The sequence below is a fragment of the Providencia alcalifaciens genome (genome assembly GCF_020271745.1).
In the GTDB taxonomy this organism is placed as follows: domain Bacteria; phylum Pseudomonadota; class Gammaproteobacteria; order Enterobacterales; family Enterobacteriaceae; genus Providencia; species Providencia alcalifaciens_B.
This window is the reverse complement of the sequence record NZ_CP084296.1, coordinates 157,154-174,531: the sequence shown is the minus strand read 5'-3', so window position 1 is coordinate 174,531 and position 17,378 is coordinate 157,154. Positions and strand designations below refer to the sequence as shown.

The 17,378-nt window shown below is 45.0% G+C and carries 14 protein-coding genes; all 14 read left to right on the top strand.

Going from position 1 to position 17,378, the window contains the following annotated elements; genetic code table 11:
• Positions 1 to 143 precede the first annotated feature (143 nt).
• The 14 genes from LDO51_RS00765 (at position 144) to murG (ending at position 17,279) form a co-directional block, all read left to right on the top strand.
• The gene (locus LDO51_RS00765) at positions 144 to 1,901 is read left to right on the top strand and encodes an AMP-dependent synthetase/ligase (protein WP_225577195.1); all 1,758 of its coding nucleotides are present in this window, start codon (positions 144 to 146) and stop codon (positions 1,899 to 1,901) included.
• A 329-nt stretch (positions 1,902 to 2,230) separates the two neighbouring features.
• The gene (gene ilvI / locus LDO51_RS00760; RefSeq protein WP_225575991.1) at positions 2,231 to 3,958 is read left to right on the top strand and encodes an acetolactate synthase 3 large subunit; all 1,728 of its coding nucleotides are present in this window, start codon (positions 2,231 to 2,233) and stop codon (positions 3,956 to 3,958) included.
• Positions 3,959 to 3,960: 2 nt separating this feature from the next.
• A complete protein-coding gene (gene ilvN, locus LDO51_RS00755) occupies positions 3,961 to 4,452 on the top strand; it encodes an acetolactate synthase small subunit (protein WP_036951209.1) in 492 nt (163 codons plus the stop codon).
• Positions 4,453 to 4,536: 84 nt separating this feature from the next.
• Complete coding sequence (gene cra, locus LDO51_RS00750; RefSeq protein WP_225575990.1) at positions 4,537 to 5,547, top strand: catabolite repressor/activator; 1,011 nt, start codon at positions 4,537 to 4,539, stop codon at positions 5,545 to 5,547.
• A 723-nt stretch (positions 5,548 to 6,270) separates the two neighbouring features.
• Positions 6,271 to 6,729 (top strand): division/cell wall cluster transcriptional repressor MraZ, encoded by a 459-nt coding sequence (gene mraZ, locus LDO51_RS00745; RefSeq protein WP_154602526.1) that lies wholly within the window; start codon positions 6,271 to 6,273, stop codon positions 6,727 to 6,729.
• A gap of 2 nt (positions 6,730 to 6,731) precedes the next feature.
• Positions 6,732 to 7,685 carry a 16S rRNA (cytosine(1402)-N(4))-methyltransferase RsmH gene (gene rsmH, locus LDO51_RS00740; RefSeq protein ID WP_225575989.1) on the top strand — a complete coding sequence of 318 codons (954 nt, stop codon included), beginning with the start codon at positions 6,732 to 6,734 and terminating at the stop codon, positions 7,683 to 7,685.
• The gene (ftsL, locus tag LDO51_RS00735; RefSeq protein WP_036951205.1) at positions 7,685 to 8,005 is read left to right on the top strand and encodes a cell division protein FtsL; all 321 of its coding nucleotides are present in this window, start codon (positions 7,685 to 7,687) and stop codon (positions 8,003 to 8,005) included. The genes rsmH and ftsL overlap by 1 nt, the downstream gene beginning before the upstream one ends.
• A gap of 12 nt (positions 8,006 to 8,017) precedes the next feature.
• Positions 8,018 to 9,784, top strand: coding sequence for a peptidoglycan glycosyltransferase FtsI (ftsI, locus tag LDO51_RS00730; RefSeq protein ID WP_225575988.1), 1,767 nt, complete (start codon positions 8,018 to 8,020; stop codon positions 9,782 to 9,784).
• A complete protein-coding gene (gene murE / locus LDO51_RS00725; RefSeq protein WP_225575987.1) occupies positions 9,771 to 11,258 on the top strand; it encodes a UDP-N-acetylmuramoyl-L-alanyl-D-glutamate--2,6-diaminopimelate ligase in 1,488 nt (495 codons plus the stop codon). Before ftsI ends, murE begins: the two co-directional genes overlap by 14 nt.
• Complete coding sequence (gene murF, locus LDO51_RS00720) at positions 11,255 to 12,613, top strand: UDP-N-acetylmuramoyl-tripeptide--D-alanyl-D-alanine ligase (RefSeq protein ID WP_225575986.1); 1,359 nt, start codon at positions 11,255 to 11,257, stop codon at positions 12,611 to 12,613. The genes murE and murF overlap by 4 nt, the downstream gene beginning before the upstream one ends.
• Entirely contained in the window at positions 12,607 to 13,689 is a 1,083-nt protein-coding gene (mraY, locus tag LDO51_RS00715; protein ID WP_006660755.1) for a phospho-N-acetylmuramoyl-pentapeptide-transferase, read from the top strand. The genes murF and mraY overlap by 7 nt, the downstream gene beginning before the upstream one ends.
• Position 13,690: 1 nt before the next feature.
• A complete protein-coding gene (gene murD, locus LDO51_RS00710; protein WP_225575985.1) occupies positions 13,691 to 15,016 on the top strand; it encodes a UDP-N-acetylmuramoyl-L-alanine--D-glutamate ligase in 1,326 nt (441 codons plus the stop codon).
• Positions 15,016 to 16,209: a cell division protein FtsW gene (gene ftsW, locus LDO51_RS00705; protein ID WP_225575984.1), complete on the top strand. Its 1,194-nt coding sequence runs from the start codon at positions 15,016 to 15,018 to the stop codon at positions 16,207 to 16,209. The genes murD and ftsW overlap by 1 nt, the downstream gene beginning before the upstream one ends.
• On the top strand, positions 16,206 to 17,279 hold the full coding sequence (gene murG / locus LDO51_RS00700) for an undecaprenyldiphospho-muramoylpentapeptide beta-N-acetylglucosaminyltransferase (protein WP_225575983.1): 1,074 nt from the start codon (positions 16,206 to 16,208) through the stop codon (positions 17,277 to 17,279). The genes ftsW and murG overlap by 4 nt, the downstream gene beginning before the upstream one ends.
• The last annotated feature ends 99 nt before the right edge of the window (positions 17,280 to 17,378 follow it).

The following is a 17,378-nucleotide window of genomic DNA, read 5'->3' as shown; positions in this document are numbered from 1 at the left end:
TAAGCTGAAAATAATAAAAAGTATCATATTAGGTCGTTTGTGAGTTTGCCGAATGACTTAAAATTCTAATGACCTATAGGGAATATACTTTGATTACTGAAAATCTATATCCATATCATATTGTTAACCGCATACGTTCTAGAATGGACGCGAGCGAGTCAGCGGATCGGATAGCTTTCAGTCAATGGGACAACGGACATCAATCAGAACTGACTTGGGCGGAGGTAGGCACCAAAACTACTGCGATTGCACGTCAGCTTTTGGCGATGAATATTGCCCCACAAGAGAATATTGGGCTTTTTGCTCATAATAGTATGAATTGGTCTTTGGTCGATATCGCAGTATTACAAATCAAAGCCGTGACGGTGCCTCTCTATGCCACAAGCAGTATCGATCAAGCCGCCTATATCATTAATGACGCCAACATTAAGATCCTCTTTGTTGGTGCCCAAGAACAATACCAAGTTGCTTGCCAATTACTCACACATTGTCCGCAACTCACTACTATCATTGCATTAGACGATAATGTCGAACTAGATAGTCAAGTGGCTAACAGCATGCACTTATCGACATTTATGTCCCTAGCTCAGCCTCACTATCAAGCTGAGTTAGATGCACGAATTGCAGCTCAAAATTTAAGTGACCTATTCACCATTATTTATACCTCGGGTACCACGGGTGAACCGAAAGGGGTGATGCTGGATTACTATAATATGGCAGCTCAGCTTTATCTTCATGACAACCGTTTAGAACTGTCCGAAGACGATGTTTCACTATGCTTCCTACCGCTTTCCCACGTTTTTGAGCGTGCATGGAGTTTTTATGTCATGCATTGTGGCGCTCGTAATGTCTATTTAACCAATACCAATTTGGTGAAAGAGGCACTTGCTGATGTTAAGCCAACGGTGATGTGTGCCGTGCCACGTTTCTATGAGAAAGTTTACAGCGCCGTACAAAGTAAAGTATCCCAAGCATCTGTTATGCGTCGTGCGGTTTTCAAATGGTCGATTGCGATAGGAAAACAAAAAGTGAAAGCGATGGCGAAAGGTAAATCGCTTTCATTTATCAACAACCGCTTATATGCATTAGCAGATAAACTGGTTCTGAGCAAAATTCGCCAAGGGCTCGGTGGTCGTATTCGTTTTATGCCAGCGGCGGGCGCGCGTCTCGATGATGATGTGATTGCATTTTTCTTATCTGCGGGTGTTGATATCAAATATGGCTATGGAATGAGTGAAACGTGTGCAACTGTTTCATGTTGGGAAGAAAATAAATACCCATTAGGTTCTATTGGGACGCCACTTTCTGCAATCTCTGTTCGTATTGGGGAAAATGACGAAATCCAAGTGAAAGGCCCTGTTGTGATGAAAGGCTACTATAATCGTCCGCAAGAAACGATTGATACGTTTACTGCAGATGGTTGGTTGCGCACAGGGGATGCCGGTAAAATCGATGAACAAGGCAATTTATATATTACGGATAGACTGAAAGATTTAATGAAAACGTCTAACGGGAAATATATTGCGCCACAAGTTATCGAAGGTGTTTTAGGTCAAGATCGTTTTATTGAGCACATTGCGGTCATTGCCGATGCACGTAAATTTGTTTCTGCGCTGATTGTGCCTTGTTATGACAGCCTTGAAGAGTATGCAAATTCAATTAACTTGAAATACCGAGATCGTTTAGAGTTGTTAAAAGACTCTAAAATTGTCGCGCTGTTTGAAGGCCGTCTTAAAGAGCTACAAAAGAATCTGGAAAGCTTCCATCAAGTGAAGCGTTTTACACTGTTACCAAGTAATTTTTCAATGGAGAAAGGTGAATTAACGCCTACGCTGAAATTACGCCGTAAAATTATTTCAGAGCGCTATCGATTAGAAATTGAATCTATGTATCAAGAGTAATTCCATATTTAATCGTGTTTTCCAAGCCCTTCAGTGGTTATCCCTGAAGGGCTTTGTTTTACCTGTCATTTATGTAAAATCGCGTTGCCACTATTTTTGCTTACCTTTTAGTTATTTCCGCTCTATTTTGATTGGAAACTAGTCAATGAATCTGCCGAATTTTCATGTTCAAGACAAAATGAAATCTTCCTTAATTTCTCTGCGAAATCAAATTTGCGTCCCACAAATGGTAGGGATATGTTAATAGCTGAATTTATGACTAACTTAATAAAAATTAAAGAGGGTCGTTCGGCTCTCTGTTAACTTGCAAATAGTCTGAGGGCAAACTCATGGAGATGTTGTCGGGAGCAGAAATGGTCGTCAAATCATTGATTGACCAAGGAGTTAAGCACGTATTTGGCTATCCAGGGGGCGCGGTTCTCGATATTTATGATGCACTGCATACCGTGGGTGGCGTAGAGCATATTTTGGTTCGCCACGAACAAGCGGCGGTGCATATGGCAGATGGCTATGCGCGCTCAACGGGGGATGTTGGCGTGGTGTTGGTAACGTCAGGACCTGGTGCAACCAACGCGATAACAGGCATTGCTACCGCCTATATGGACTCTGTACCCATGGTGGTTTTATCGGGTCAGGTAGCTAGCTCATTGATTGGGAACGATGCATTCCAAGAGTGCGATATGGTGGGTATTTCACGCCCAATCGTGAAGCATAGTTTTCTCATCAAACACGCGAAAGAGATCCCTGAAACCATCAAAAAAGCGTTTTATATTGCGGCGAGTGGACGCCCAGGACCTGTGGTGATCGACTTTCCAAAAGATACGGTAAATCCGGCAGCTAAATTCCCTTATCGCTACCCTGAATCCGTCTCACTACGCTCATATAATCCGACCTTGCAAGGGCACAAAGGTCAAATTAAGAAAGCGCTGACCAAATTAGTCGCAGCGAAGAAGCCGGTGATGTATATCGGTGGCGGCGCGATCAACGCTAATTGCTCTACGGAACTAATGACATTAGCTGAAAAACTTCAGTTGCCAGTGGTATCAACGTTGATGGGGCTAGGGGCATTCCCTGAAACTCACCAACAATCGGTGGGTATGCTTGGCATGCATGGCACCTACGAAGCCAACAAAGTAATGCATCATTCTGATGTGATTTTTGCGGTTGGAGTTCGCTTTGACGACCGTACAACCAATAACTTAGAAAAATATTGTCCGAATGCAACCGTGATTCAAATTGATGTGGATCCAACCTCAATTTCGAAAACAGTCAAAGCAGACATTCCCATTGTTGGTGATGCAAAGCTCACATTAGAACAGATGATTGCTCAACTAGACCATGCGGTTGCTGAACAAGATATCGCAGCATTACAAATTTGGTGGAAGGAAATCGGTGTTTGGCGCGAAAAACAGTGCCTAAAATACGCATTAAACCCAAGTAAAGTGAAACCACAACAAGCTATTGAGGCTATTTACCGTTTAACCAATGGTGAAGCCTATGTGACATCAGATGTGGGGCAACACCAAATGTTCGCTGCACTTTATTATCCGTTTGATAAACCGCGTCATTGGATCAACTCAGGGGGCTTGGGCACCATGGGCTTTGGTTTACCTGCCGCATTGGGCGTAAAACTGGCGCACCCTAAATCCACCGTGGTGTGCGTGACTGGCGACGGCAGTATTCAAATGAATATCCAGGAGCTTTCGACCGCGTTGCAATATGGTTTACCGGTGTTAGTTTTGAACCTGAATAATGGTTTCTTAGGCATGGTAAAACAGTGGCAGGATATGATTTATCAAGGTCGTCACTCGCAATCCTATATGCAGTCATTGCCGAATTTTACAAAATTAGCCGAGGCTTATGGACATGTGGGTATTTCAATTGCGTCCCCAGATGAACTTGAAGATAAGCTGAAACAAGCGCTAGTCGAAGTGAATGAAAATCAGCGACTGGTCTTTGTAGATATTAATATTGATGAAACTGAGCATGTTTACCCAATGCAGATCCGTGGTGGAGCAATGGATGAAATGTGGTTAAGTAAAACGGAGAGGACTTGATCATGCGTCGTATTTTATCAGTGTTATTAGAAAATGAATCAGGGGCATTATCTCGCGTTATTGGGCTTTTTTCACAGCGCGGCTATAACATCGAAAGCTTGACTGTTGCACCGACCGACGATCCGACATTGTCACGAATGACCATCCAGACAAAAGGGGATGCCAAGGTGCTAGAGCAGATTGAAAAACAGCTGCATAAACTGGTGGATGTACTGCGAGTCAGTGAGCTGACCGCGTCAGCCCATATCGAGCGTGAAATCATGTTAGTGAAGCTGCAAGCTTCCGGTTATGGGCGTGATGAAATTAAGCGAAGTGCCGATATTTTTCGTGGGCAAATCGTGGATGTGACGCCAACGCTGTACACCGTTCAGCTCGCAGGAACAAGCGATAAATTGGATGCATTCCTTGAAGCTGTGCGTGGCGTTGCTGAAATTGTTGAAGTTGCACGCTCAGGGATCGTTGGTGTTTCTCGTGGCGATAAAATTATGCGATGAAAAATTTATCCGCCGCAGGTAGAATAGAGCGGATTAAGGCCCCGAATGACTCGGGGCTGTTTCCCAAATTGCAAAGAGGTTAACGTGAAACTGGATGAGATAGCCCGTTTAGCGGGTGTTTCCCGCACAACGGCTAGTTATGTGATCAACGGCAAGGCCAAGCAGTATCGAGTCAGCGATAAAACTGTTGAAAAAGTGATGGCAGTCGTCAGAGAGCACAATTACCATCCAAACGCAGTCGCTGCAGGATTACGCGCAGGTCGCACTCGCTCAATCGGGTTGGTGATCCCTGATCTTGAAAATACTAGCTATACCCGTATAGCTAATTATCTCGAGAGACAGGCTCGTCAGCGTGGATATCAGCTTTTAATTGCGTGTTCAGAAGACCAGCCTGACAACGAAATTCGTTGTGTGGAACATTTACTTCAGCGCCAAGTTGACGCGATTATTGTGTCTACCGCATTGCCCCCTGAACATCCGTTTTATCAGCGCTGGGCGAACCGTTCACTGCCTATCATCGCACTGGATAGAGCATTAGAAAAAGAGCATTTCATTAGCGTGGTGGGTGATGACCAAGCAGATGCTCTGATGATCTCTAAAGAATTACGCAGATTCTCAGCTGAATCGGTCTTGTATCTCGGGGCATTACCAGAACTTTCTGTCAGTTATTTACGTGAACAAGGTTTCCGTAAAGCATGGGAAGGGGACACCCGCGAAGTCAATTATTTATACGCGAATAGTTATGAGCGCGATGCTGCAGCAGACGTTTTCTCCCATTGGCTAGATAGCGGTAACGAGATGCCGGATGCGTTATTCACAACGTCATTTTCTTTGCTGCAAGGCGTGTTGGATGTCGCATTGAAACGCAATGGCCGCTTACCTGAAAACATGGTTATCAGCACCTTTGGTGATAACGAATTACTGGATTTCCTCGGTTGTCCTGTGCTGTCTCTTGCTCAGCGCCACCGTGATATCGCAGAGCGTATTTTAGAATTGGTATTAGCCAGCCTAGACGAGAAACAGAAGCCAGAAACTGGAATTCGACGAATTCGCAGGGACTTATGTCGCCGTGGTAGTTTAGGTCGTAAACAGTAGTGGATAAACCTTATCCAATGGTGAAAAAACCAGTTTAATAGTTAGTGATGTTAATCAAGATTCTTAGTAATATATCCGCCCCTATCTATTAGGGGCTTTTTTTTTGGTGAAATTTATGGGCGATTGCGATTTATTTATTGTGTTATCCTATAAATATTTCACTTTAGGAGTTTTCCTAATACTTTTTTTGATTATTTTGTATTGATTTGTTTTTTTGCAAATTAATTTTTTTATAACCTATAAAAAAACCGATAAATACAATGAGAAAATTATTGTGAGCAAAATAACACTGTGAATTAAAACAGTTGTTTAATGTGTTGAAATATAATGATTTTATATAGTGATACGTATTGTTTGGTAGTTTTGTTTAAATAATCATCAATAAATGATGATCGAAAGGTAAAAAATAGACACGAAATAAACTGATTAAAAATGAGATGTATATATCATTTACTCAAATTTGTATGATTTTGCAGTAATAAAATGGATTTAAATATGTTTTACCTGCGTTTTATAAAATAAGTGAATTATATCAACTTGTTATTTCTCTTTTTCTTTCCAAGTAAGATTTTTTCCAACTTTTTCTTTTCTAAAACGTTCTGTAAATAAAGCTAAAGCTACGTGCGGCTGGCTTGACAACGTTTTCATACCATTCGTAAACTTTATAAGTGGAGAATTGTGGGGTAAAGTGGGGCAGTTGGAAATAAAGGGGAAAAATCAGGTATGTTTCGTGGGGCTACACTGGTTAATCTCGACAGCAAAGGGCGGCTAACCGTGCCTACTCGTTATCGAGGGATGCTGAGCGAGGAATCGAAAGGGCAAATGGTGTGTACCATTGACCTTCACCAGCCATGCCTGCTGCTTTATACCTTACCCGAATGGGAAATCATTGAGGAAAAACTGTCTAAGTTATCCACCATGAATCCCGCAGAACGTCGAGTACAGCGCCTTTTACTTGGTCATGCCAGTGAATGTCAGATAGACAATGCAGGACGTCTTTTGCTAGCTAGCACGCTGCGTCAACACGCAGGGCTAACAAAAGAGGTCATGTTGGTGGGCCAAATAAATAAATTTGAAATTTGGGATGAACAGATGTGGTACCAGCAGGTGGAAACTGACATCGCTGCTGAGCGTCTAGCCGACGAACCGCTGTCCGCCCGTCTACAGGATTTGTCACTATAACAATGACACAGCAACAATTTAAACACGTAACAGTACTGCTCGATGAAGCAGTGAACGGCTTAAATCTTAAACCAAATGGTATCTATATTGATGGCACATTTGGTCGCGGTGGGCACTCTCGCTTGATTTTAAGCCAACTGGGGGAGCAAGGTCGCTTGATTGCCATTGACCGTGACCCTGAGGCGATTAAAGCCGCTCAAGCGATTGATGACCCACGTTTTATGATTAAGCATGGCCCATTTTCAGCAATTGCAGATTATGTGGAAGAAGAAGGCTTAGTCGGCAAGATTGATGGTGTGTTGCTGGATCTTGGCGTCTCTTCTCCACAGTTAGATGACCCAGAGCGTGGGTTCTCATTTATGCGTGATGGGCCATTGGATATGCGTATGGATCCCACTCGTGGCCAATCAGCACAGCAATGGCTGATGACGGCAGAAGCGGATGATATCGCATGGGTGTTAAAAACATTTGGTGAAGAGCGTTTTGCAAAGCGCATCGCAAGAGCCATTGTTGAGCGTAATCATAATCCAGAAGAAGAGCCGTTAACGCGTACGCGCCACTTGGCTGAGTTGATTGCCAAAGTCAGTCCGATTAAAGACAGGCACAAACACCCAGCAACCCGCAGCTTCCAAGCGATTCGTATTTATATCAATAGCGAGCTGGAAGAGATTGAGAAAGCATTAAATGGTGCGATGTCTGTTTTAGCACCTGAAGGGCGTTTATCTGTGATCAGCTTCCATTCATTGGAAGACAGATTAGTAAAACGCTTTATTCGTCAAAACAGTACCGGGCCTTCTGTTCCTGCGGGAATTCCGCTGACAGAAGCGCAAATCAAAGAGCTAGGTGCCGCTAAATTACGTGCACTAGGCAAAATGAAGCCTTCCGAGAGTGAAGTTGACGAAAACCCACGAGCACGTAGCTCGGTGTTACGTTTTGCACAGCGAGCGGTAGAGTAATGACACCAGAAAGACACAGTTTAGCCAGAGTCATCGGTCGCGATTTATTTCGTTACGGAATTATTCCGATGATATTGCTAGCCGCGATAGTGATTAGCGCTGTGTTTGTGGTGACCACCGCTCATGAAACACGACTGCTGACTGCCGCCAAGGATAAGCTGTACGAAGAGAAAGATTTTCTCGATATTGAATGGCGAAACTTGATCCTTGAGGAGAATGCGTTAGCCAGTCACAGCCGTGTTGAGCGTTTATCTGTTGAGAAATTACAAATGGTTCATGTGGAGCCATCCCAAGAAAATATTATTGTTTCCAAGCAATAACGAAGGTTAAGAATGAAAGCAACCAAACCCGCTAAGAACAAGAAAACAGAAGAAGTCACCAGCTTTGTTCGCTGGCGTTTTGTTTTGTTGTGTGGATGTATTGGGTTGGCATTAGCAGGGTTGTTGACTCGCGTTGCGTATCTACAAATTATTGCCCCAGAAAAACTGGTAAAAGAGGGAGACATGCGCTCCCTTCGCGTTCAAGAAGTATCAACGGCTCGAGGAATGATCAGTGACCGAGAAGGTCGTCAATTAGCGGTTAGTGTTCCGGTCAACGCTATCTGGGCTGATCCTAAAGAAGTCTTTGAAAAAGGGGGCGTAAGTAACGATGAACACTGGAAAGCGCTCGCCGATGCATTAGATATTCCTCTTGAACAAATCACCACCAAAATTTCTGCTAACCCGAAAGGGCGCTTTGTTTACCTCGCTCGTCAAGTTAACCCATCTATTGGTGAATATGTCCGCAAACTAAAAGTTCCGGGGATCTATTTACGTAAAGAATCTCGCCGATACTATCCATCAGGTCCAGTGACTGCCCACTTATTAGGCGTAACGAATATCGATGGTGAGGGGATTGAAGGGGTAGAAAAAAGCTTTAACCGTTGGTTAAAGGGCTCTCCGGGTGAACGTACGGTACGCAAAGACCGTAATGGACGTGTTATTGAGACTGTTTCTTCAGTCGATAGCCAAGCAGCACATAACTTGATGCTCAGTATTGATGAGCGTATTCAATCTATTGTGTATCGCGAGTTGACGAAAGGCGTTCAAGAGAACAAAGCTGAATCCGGTGTGGCAATCCTTGTGGATGTGCATACAGGGGAAATCTTAGCGATGGCAAACAGCCCATCCTATAACCCAAATAACCTCGCGGGCACGCCGATGGATTTCATGCGTAACCGCGCCATCACGGATATTTTTGAACCGGGTTCTACCGTGAAGCCACTGGTCGTAATGAGTGCGCTGAATAACAAGATAGTAAAAGAAAATACCGTATTAAATACCTATCCGTACCGCGTTAATGGGCATGAAATCAAAGATGTTGCGCGTTATGCGGAGTTATCAATCACGGGTATTTTACAGAAGTCGAGTAACGTTGGTGTTTCAAAATTAGCGTTAGCGATGCCTGCCACAGAGCTGGTGGACGTGTATAGCCGCTTTGGGTTTGGCAAGCCGACTAATCTGGGGTTAGTCGGGGAAAGTAGTGGCATCTTTCCAAGTAAAAAAACACGGTGGTCTGATTTAGAAAGGGCCACCTTTTCATTTGGGTATGGGCAGATGGTGACTCCATTACAACTTGCGCGTGCCTATGCAACGATCGGTAGTTTCGGGGTATATCGCCCGTTATCGATTACTAAAGTCGACCCGCCTGTTCCGGGGACGCGAGTGTTTCCTGAGCCAATAATGCGCACCGTTGTGCATATGATGGAAAGTGTTGCTCTGCCAGGTGGCGGGGGAACACGTGCCGCAATTAAAGGCTATCGTGTTGCAATTAAAACAGGTACCGCGAAAAAAGTCGGACCTGAAGGGCGCTATATCAACGAATATATCGCTTATACCGCAGGGGTTGCACCCGCAAGCAGCCCGCGCTATGCCCTCGTTGTGTTAATCAACGAGCCAAAAGCCGGTAAGTACTACGGAGGTGCGGTATCTGCACCTATCTTTGGTTCTATCATGGGCGGGGTTTTACGTCTCATGAACGTTGAGCCAGATGCATTGCAAACAGACGATAAAAGTGAAATCGTGAACAGTCAAAAAGAGGTTAAAAGTGGCAGATCGTAATCTTTGTGAACTCCTCGCCCCATTTGGTGTGAGTACAACAAATGTCTCTTTACGAGAGATGACGCTAGACAGTCGAAAGGCTGCCGCGGGTGATCTGTTCATTGCTGTAAAAGGCCATCAGTCAGATGGTAGACACTATATTCCTCAAGCTATCGCTCAAGGGGTTTCTGCGGTGATTGCAGAAGCACAAGGCGAAGCAGAAGAAGGCGAAATTCGCTTTATTCATGGTGTGCCTGTCATTTATCTTAACGACCTAAACAACCGTTTATCCGCATTAGCGGGTGAGTTCTACCATCAACCTTCATCCCAAATGAAATTAGTGGGTGTGACGGGAACCAACGGTAAGACCACCACGACGCAATTAATTGCGCAATGGGCTAAAGGATTAGGCGAAACATCGGCAGTGATGGGAACGGTAGGTAATGGGCTACTGGGGCAAGTTTCTCCAAGTGAGAACACAACGGGTTCCGCCGTTGATATTCAATTAGAACTGACTCAATTACTGAATAAAAAAGCGACGTTGACGGCGATGGAAGTTTCTTCTCATGGCTTGGTTCAAGGTCGTGTTGCTGCGCTGCAATTTGACGCAGCAGTATTCACTAATTTAAGCCGTGACCATCTCGATTATCATGGTGATATGGCTAATTACGAGGCCGCGAAATGGTTACTTTTCTCTACTCATCAAACTAAAACTCAAATTATTAATGCGGATGATGAAGTGGGGATGAAGTGGTTGCAGCGCTTGCCGCAAGCTTGTGCCGTGACGATGGAAAATCGTATACCGGCTAACTGGCAAGGCCCATGGTTAAAAGCCACTGACGTGGATTATCACGATAAAGGCGCAACCATTCATTTCACGTCAAGCTGGGGTGAAGGTTCATTTGAAAGCCCATTAATGGGGGCGTTTAACGTAAGCAACTTATTGCTAGCGATGGCAACACTGTTAATGATGGACTACCCATTAGAGAAACTTTTAGCGACAACCGACGCGTTAATGCCAGTCTGTGGTCGTATGGAAGTGTTCAGCGTTGCAGGCAAGCCAACCGTGGTTGTGGATTATGCGCATACCCCTGATGCATTAGAAAAAGCGTTAGCGGCAGCGCGTTTACATTGTAAAGGCAAGCTGTGGTGCGTCTTTGGTTGTGGCGGTGATAGAGACAAAGGCAAGCGCCCTCTGATGGGAGCCTCCGCAGAGCAATACGCTGATAAAGTGGTGATCACCGACGATAACCCTCGCAGCGAAGATCCGCTGGATATTATCAACGACATCATGGCGGGTATTTTAGATTCTAGCCGCGTATTCGCGATCCCGGGGCGTCCAGAAGCCGTCACCAATACTATCTTACAAGCACAACCTGATGATGTGATTTTAGTGGCGGGTAAAGGCCATGAAGATTATCAAATTATTGGTTCTCGCCGTTTAGATTATTCAGACCGCTTGACTGTCGCAAGATTGTTGGGGGTGATGGCATGATCCCGATGACCTTAACCCAACTGGCGCAAATCACTCACGGTCGCATTGAAAAAGCGAGCAATAACGAATTTGTGTTATTAAACGTGAGTACTGATAGCCGTAAAATCGATGCTAGCTGCCTGTTTATTGCCTTAAAAGGCGAGCGTTTTGATGCCCATGATTTTGCCGCTCAAGTGGTGGATGCGGGCGCTGCAGCACTGTTAGTTAACCATCAACTGGATGTGAACTGCCCACAGGTGATTGTGGAAGATACGCGTATTGCGATGGGACAAATCGCCGCTTGGGTGCGTCAACAGTCTAAAGCGAGAGTGGTCGGGTTGACTGGCTCTTCCGGTAAAACATCCGTGAAAGAGATGACCGCCTCGATTCTGGCACAACGTGGCAAAACGTTATATACCGCAGGCAACTTGAATAATGATATTGGTGTTCCACTGACACTGTTCCGTTTAACGGATGAATATCAGTTTGCCGTGATCGAAATGGGGGCTAATCACCCATATGAAATTGAATACACGACCAATATCGTTAAGCCAGAAGCTGCATTAGTGAATAACTTATTTGGTGCGCATCTTGCTGGTTTCGGCTCTCCTGAAGGTGTCGCTAAAGCCAAAGGTGAAATCTACCAAGGCCTGTCAGAAGAAGGCACGGCGATTGTGAACTTAGATAGCTACTCTGATAAGTGGCAATTTAACCCTCGTCAAACCGTTTGGTATTACTCGCTGACTGAAAAAGCGGATTTCTACCCTTCCGATATTCAAATCAAACAGCTTACAACGGATTTCACGCTGCATACGCCAGTAGGACAGGTTGAGATCACATTGCCATTACCGGGCGTGCATAACATTGCCAATGTTTTAGCGGCAAGTGCATTAGCCATCTCGGTTGGTGCAACCTTAGAAGATATTAAACAAGGTATAGCCACCACGAAAGCGGTACCGGGGCGTTTATTCCCAGTGAGTTTAAGTGAGACGAAAGTCGTACTGGACGATACCTATAATGCCAATGATGGTTCGATGATTGCGGCGATTAATGTGCTGGCGAAAATGCCGGGCTATCGCATTTTAGTTGTTGGTGACATGGGTGAGCTTGGTGATTATGCCCATGAGTGCCATGAACGTGTTGGTTTAGCCGCGAAGCAAGCGGGCTTAGATAAAGTTCTCAGTGTTGGACAGTTAAGCGAAGTTATTAGCCAATCTAGCGAACGTGGTGAGCATTTTACAGCGAAACAAGATTTATTAACCCGACTAATTCCGCTAGTACAGCAGAATGATGTTGTTTCTATTTTAGTTAAAGGTTCACGCAGCTCTGCGATGGAAGATGTCGTGAATGCATTGAAGGAGTGCTTCGAATGTTAGTCTGGTTAGCCGAATTATTGGTTCATAAATTTTCTGCTTTTAACGTCTTCTCCTATTTGACGTTCAGAGCCATTGTCGGTTTGCTGACAGCATTAATTATTGCTCTGTGGATGGGACCGCACCTGATAGCTTATTTGCAAAAAATGCAAATTGGGCAAGTGGTACGTAACGAGGGCCCTGAATCTCACTTTAGTAAACGTGGCACGCCAACTATGGGTGGGATTTTAATCCTATTTTCTATCTGCATGTCAGTGTTGTTATGGGCACGTTTAGATAATCCATACGTCTGGTGTGTACTGCTGGTTTTAGTGGGCTACGGTATTGTTGGCTTTGTTGATGATTACCGCAAAGTCGTTCGAAAAGACACTCGTGGTCTGATTGCCCGTTGGAAATACTTCTGGCAATCAGTATTAGCACTCGTTGTTGCATTCTCTATGTATGCGATTGGGAAAGATACGCCAGCAACTCAGCTGGTTGTTCCATTCTTTAAAGATGTGATGCCGCAATTAGGTGTGCTGTACATCTTACTCGCTTACTTCGTTATCGTTGGAACCAGTAACGCCGTTAACTTAACAGATGGCTTAGATGGTTTAGCCATTATGCCAACCGTGTTCGTTGCCGCAGGTTTTGCCCTAGTGGCATGGGCAACGGGTAACGTTAACTTCGCTAACTACTTACACATCCCATTCCTACCACATGCCGGTGAGTTAGTAATTGTGTGTACGGCGATTGTTGGGGCGGGTTTAGGTTTCTTATGGTTCAACACCTACCCAGCACAAGTATTTATGGGTGATGTAGGATCTCTGGCATTAGGTGGAGCATTAGGAACTATTGCTGTTTTACTGCGCCAAGAATTCTTATTAGTGATCATGGGCGGTGTGTTTGTGGTTGAAACGCTGTCGGTGATTTTACAAGTTGGCTCTTTCAAATTACGTGGTCAACGAATTTTCCGTATGGCACCAATTCACCATCACTATGAATTGAAAGGTTGGCCAGAACCACGCGTTATCGTGCGTTTCTGGATTATCTCTCTCATGTTAGTCCTGATTGGACTAGCAACATTGAAGGTGCGTTAAGATGATTGGTTCACAGGCTCAGCAGTATCAGGGTAAAAACGTAGTGATTATCGGCTTAGGTTTAACTGGGCTTTCCTGCGTTGACTTTTTCCTTGCTCGTGGGGTTGTTCCTCGTGTGATGGATACCCGCGCTGTGCCACCTGGTGTTGATAAACTTCCGGAGAATGTTGCTTGTCATAGTAGCAGCTTAAATAATGAATGGCTGCAACAAGCTGACTTGATTGTTGCCAGCCCAGGCGTTGCGTTGGCAACGCCGCAGTTACAGGAAGCCGCAAGCAACGGTATTGAGATTGTGGGTGATATTGAGCTGTTCTGCCGTGAGGCGGATGCGCCAATTGTCGCAATCACAGGTTCTAATGGTAAAAGCACGGTGACTTCCCTTGTGGGGGAAATGGCGAAAGCGGCTGGGATTTCCGTCGGTGTGGGTGGGAATATTGGTATTCCTGCACTTTCCTTACTTAATCAAGGGCATAGCCTGTTCGTGTTGGAACTGTCTAGCTTCCAATTGGAAACCACGTCTAGCCTACGAGCAGCAGCAGCGACCGTGTTGAATGTGACTGAAGATCATATGGATCGCTATCCATTGGGGCTTGAGCAATATCGCGCAGCAAAATTACGTATTTATAATAATGCGCAACACGGCATTGTGAACGCGCAAGACCCGCTAACATTTCCACATGACCAGAGCGTTAACCAATACACCAGTTTTGGTTTAAATAGTGGTGATTACTACTTTGATACGCAAAAGCGTGTCTTAGTTGCTCAAGGTGAAGTGGTGTTGGATGTGGCACAAATGCATCTGACTGGACAGCATAATTATATGAATGCGCTGGCTGCATTAGCCTTAGCGGATACCGTGGCAATCCCTCGTGAAGCTAGTCTTAAAGTCTTAAAAGAGTATGCCGGTTTAGTGCATCGCTTCCAGTTGGTCTTTTTCAATCGCGGAGTGCGTTGGATTAATGACTCGAAGGCGACCAATGTGGGCAGTACAGAAGCGGCGCTGAATGGTTTGCATGTGGATGGCAACATTTATTTGTTGTTAGGTGGTGACGGTAAATCAGCCGATTTTTCTCCGCTCAAAGAATACATTTCGGCGGATAACTACCGCTTGTATTGTTTTGGTCGTGACGGTCAACAATTAGCGGAGCTTGCACCAGAAAAATCCGTACTGACAGATACGATGGAGCAGAGTATGCGCCTAATTGCGCCGTTGTTAAAATCTGGCGACATGGTGCTGTTATCTCCCGCATGTGCCAGCTTAGATCAGTTCAAAAGTTTTGAGCAGCGAGGTGATGTTTTTGCTCAACTCGCTAAGGAGTTAGGTTAATGACCATACCGGGTGCTTTGCGTTTAAAAAACTGGATCATCGGTGAAAAGAACGGCGTGATTTCAGGCACGACGCTCTACGACCGTACATTGGTTTGGTTAGCATTCGGTTTAGCGGCAATCGGCTTCATTATGGTGACCTCTGCATCGATGCCAGTCGGACAGCGATTAACGGATGACCCATTCTATTTTGCTAAACGTGACGTAGTGTATTTGGTCGTTGCATTTCTTCTGGTTTTAGGCGTTATGCGTATCTCAATGGCAACATGGGAAAAATACAGCTTTATTTTGCTGATGGGTGCATTGGGAATGCTGGCAGTGGTGTTGGTTGCGGGGAGCTCTGTTAATGGGGCATCACGCTGGATTGACATCGGTATTGTGAAAATTCAGCCCGCAGAAATTTCTAAGTTTGCGCTGTTTTGTTACGTTTCCAGCTATTTAGTTCGTAAGTCAGATGAAGTACGCACCAAGTTTTTCGGCTTTGTGAAACCGATGTGTATTTTGATTATGATGGCGCTATTGCTGCTGTTGCAGCCAGACTTAGGAACAGTGGTTGTACTGGTTGTGACTACGTTAGGGTTGCTGTTTTTAGCCGGTGCGCGTTTAGCACCGTTTATTATTGGTATCGCGGTTTGTGGCGTAGGTGTACTGGCTTTGATTATCTTTGAACCGTATCGTTTGCGCCGTGTGACATCCTTCTTAAACCCGTGGGATGATCCGTTTGGTAGCGGCTATCAGTTAACGCAATCTTTGATGGCGTTTGGTCGAGGAGAGCTCCTCGGGCAAGGTTTGGGTAACTCAGTACAGAAATTAGAATATTTACCGGAAGCACACACGGACTTTATTTTCTCTGTATTGGCTGAAGAGCTAGGTTATGTGGGTGTGGTTCTGGTGTTACTGATGGTATTCATGCTGGCGTTTAGAGCGATGATGATAGGGCGTAGAGCACTGCTAACCAACCAATTATTTGGTGGATATCTCGCGTGTGCCATCGGTATTTGGTTTACCTTCCAAGCATTGGTTAATGTGGGAGCAGCGGCAGGTATGTTGCCAACTAAAGGTTTAACACTCCCGTTAATCAGTTATGGGGGATCGAGTTTATTAGTGATGTCAGCGGCGATCGCTATGTTACTTAGAATTGATTATGAAACACGACTTGAGAAAGCTCAGGCGTTTGTAAGGAGTTCCAAATGAGTCAGGCAAAAAAATTACTCGTTATGGCAGGCGGAACTGGGGGACACGTTTTTCCCGGCTTAGCTGTGGCGCACTATTTGCAGGCTCAAGGTTGGGAAATTCGCTGGTTAGGTACCGCGGATCGCATGGAAGCCACTTTAGTACCGAAACACGGTATTGATATTGAGTTTATTCAGATCTCGGGTTTAAGAGGCAAAGGCATTGGTGCATTAATTGGTGCACCTTGGCGTATCTATAAAGCCATTCGCCAAGCGAAAACCATTATTCAACGCTATCAACCTGATGCGGTTCTTGGTATGGGCGGTTATGTGTCTGGTCCCGGAGGTATCGCTGCTTGGCAATGTGGTGTTCCTGTTGTTCTCCATGAACAAAATGGGATCGCGGGATTAACCAATAAATGGTTATCAAAAATTGCTAAACGTGTTTTGCAAGCTTTCCCCGGCGCATTCCCTGATGCACCTGTTGTAGGTAACCCTGTGCGTGAGGATGTACTGGCATTGCCGGCACCGCAAGAGCGCTTAACGGGTCGCGAAGGCGCAATTCGCGTATTGGTTGTTGGGGGGAGCCAAGGGGCTAGAATTTTAAATCAAGTCATGCCTGCAGTTGCTGGAAATGTGAGCAAACAGTTAAATATCTGGCATCAGGCTGGAAAAGGCAGTAAGGAATCGACAGAAGCATTGTATAATGATTTTTTGCAAAATTCAGGCGATTCTGAGTTTAAAGTGACTGAATTTATTGATGATATGGCACAAGCTTACGCATGGGCTGATATTGTGGTTTGTCGTTCAGGTGCATTAACTGTCAGTGAGATAGCCGCGGCAGGTTTACCCGCGATTTTTGTTCCTTTCCAGCATAAAGACCGCCAGCAATATTGGAATGCACTGCCTTTAGAACAAGCCGGGGCTGCGAAGATTATTGAGCAACCGCAGTTTACACCTGAAGCCGTTGTTGAGTTACTCAACAAGTGGGATAGAGCCGAATTATTGTCGATGGCAGATAAAGCTTATGGCTGTGCCATCACGGATGCAACCGAACGTGTTGCGGCGGTTATTTGCGATGTTGCGAAATAGCGTAAGTCTCGCAAATAGCCTGACCATACAAAATAGAATGTAGACAGAATTGATAGAGAAGCGAAATACAGTGAATACACAACAGTTAGCGAAATTAAG

Coding starts and splice junctions, on each gene's coding strand:
- LDO51_RS00765 (WP_225577195.1), top strand. CDS start 144: ATGGACGCGAGCGAGTCAGCGGATCGGATAGCTTTCAGTCAATGGGAC.
- ilvI (WP_225575991.1), top strand. CDS start 2,231: ATGGAGATGTTGTCGGGAGCAGAAATGGTCGTCAAATCATTGATTGAC.
- ilvN (WP_036951209.1), top strand. CDS start 3,961: ATGCGTCGTATTTTATCAGTGTTATTAGAAAATGAATCAGGGGCATTA.
- mraZ (WP_154602526.1), top strand. CDS start 6,271: ATGTTTCGTGGGGCTACACTGGTTAATCTCGACAGCAAAGGGCGGCTA.
- rsmH (WP_225575989.1), top strand. CDS start 6,732: ATGACACAGCAACAATTTAAACACGTAACAGTACTGCTCGATGAAGCA.
- ftsL (WP_036951205.1), top strand. CDS start 7,685: ATGACACCAGAAAGACACAGTTTAGCCAGAGTCATCGGTCGCGATTTA.
- ftsI (WP_225575988.1), top strand. CDS start 8,018: ATGAAAGCAACCAAACCCGCTAAGAACAAGAAAACAGAAGAAGTCACC.
- murF (WP_225575986.1), top strand. CDS start 11,255: ATGATCCCGATGACCTTAACCCAACTGGCGCAAATCACTCACGGTCGC.
- mraY (WP_006660755.1), top strand. CDS start 12,607: ATGTTAGTCTGGTTAGCCGAATTATTGGTTCATAAATTTTCTGCTTTT.
- murD (WP_225575985.1), top strand. CDS start 13,691: ATGATTGGTTCACAGGCTCAGCAGTATCAGGGTAAAAACGTAGTGATT.
- ftsW (WP_225575984.1), top strand. CDS start 15,016: ATGACCATACCGGGTGCTTTGCGTTTAAAAAACTGGATCATCGGTGAA.
- murG (WP_225575983.1), top strand. CDS start 16,206: ATGAGTCAGGCAAAAAAATTACTCGTTATGGCAGGCGGAACTGGGGGA.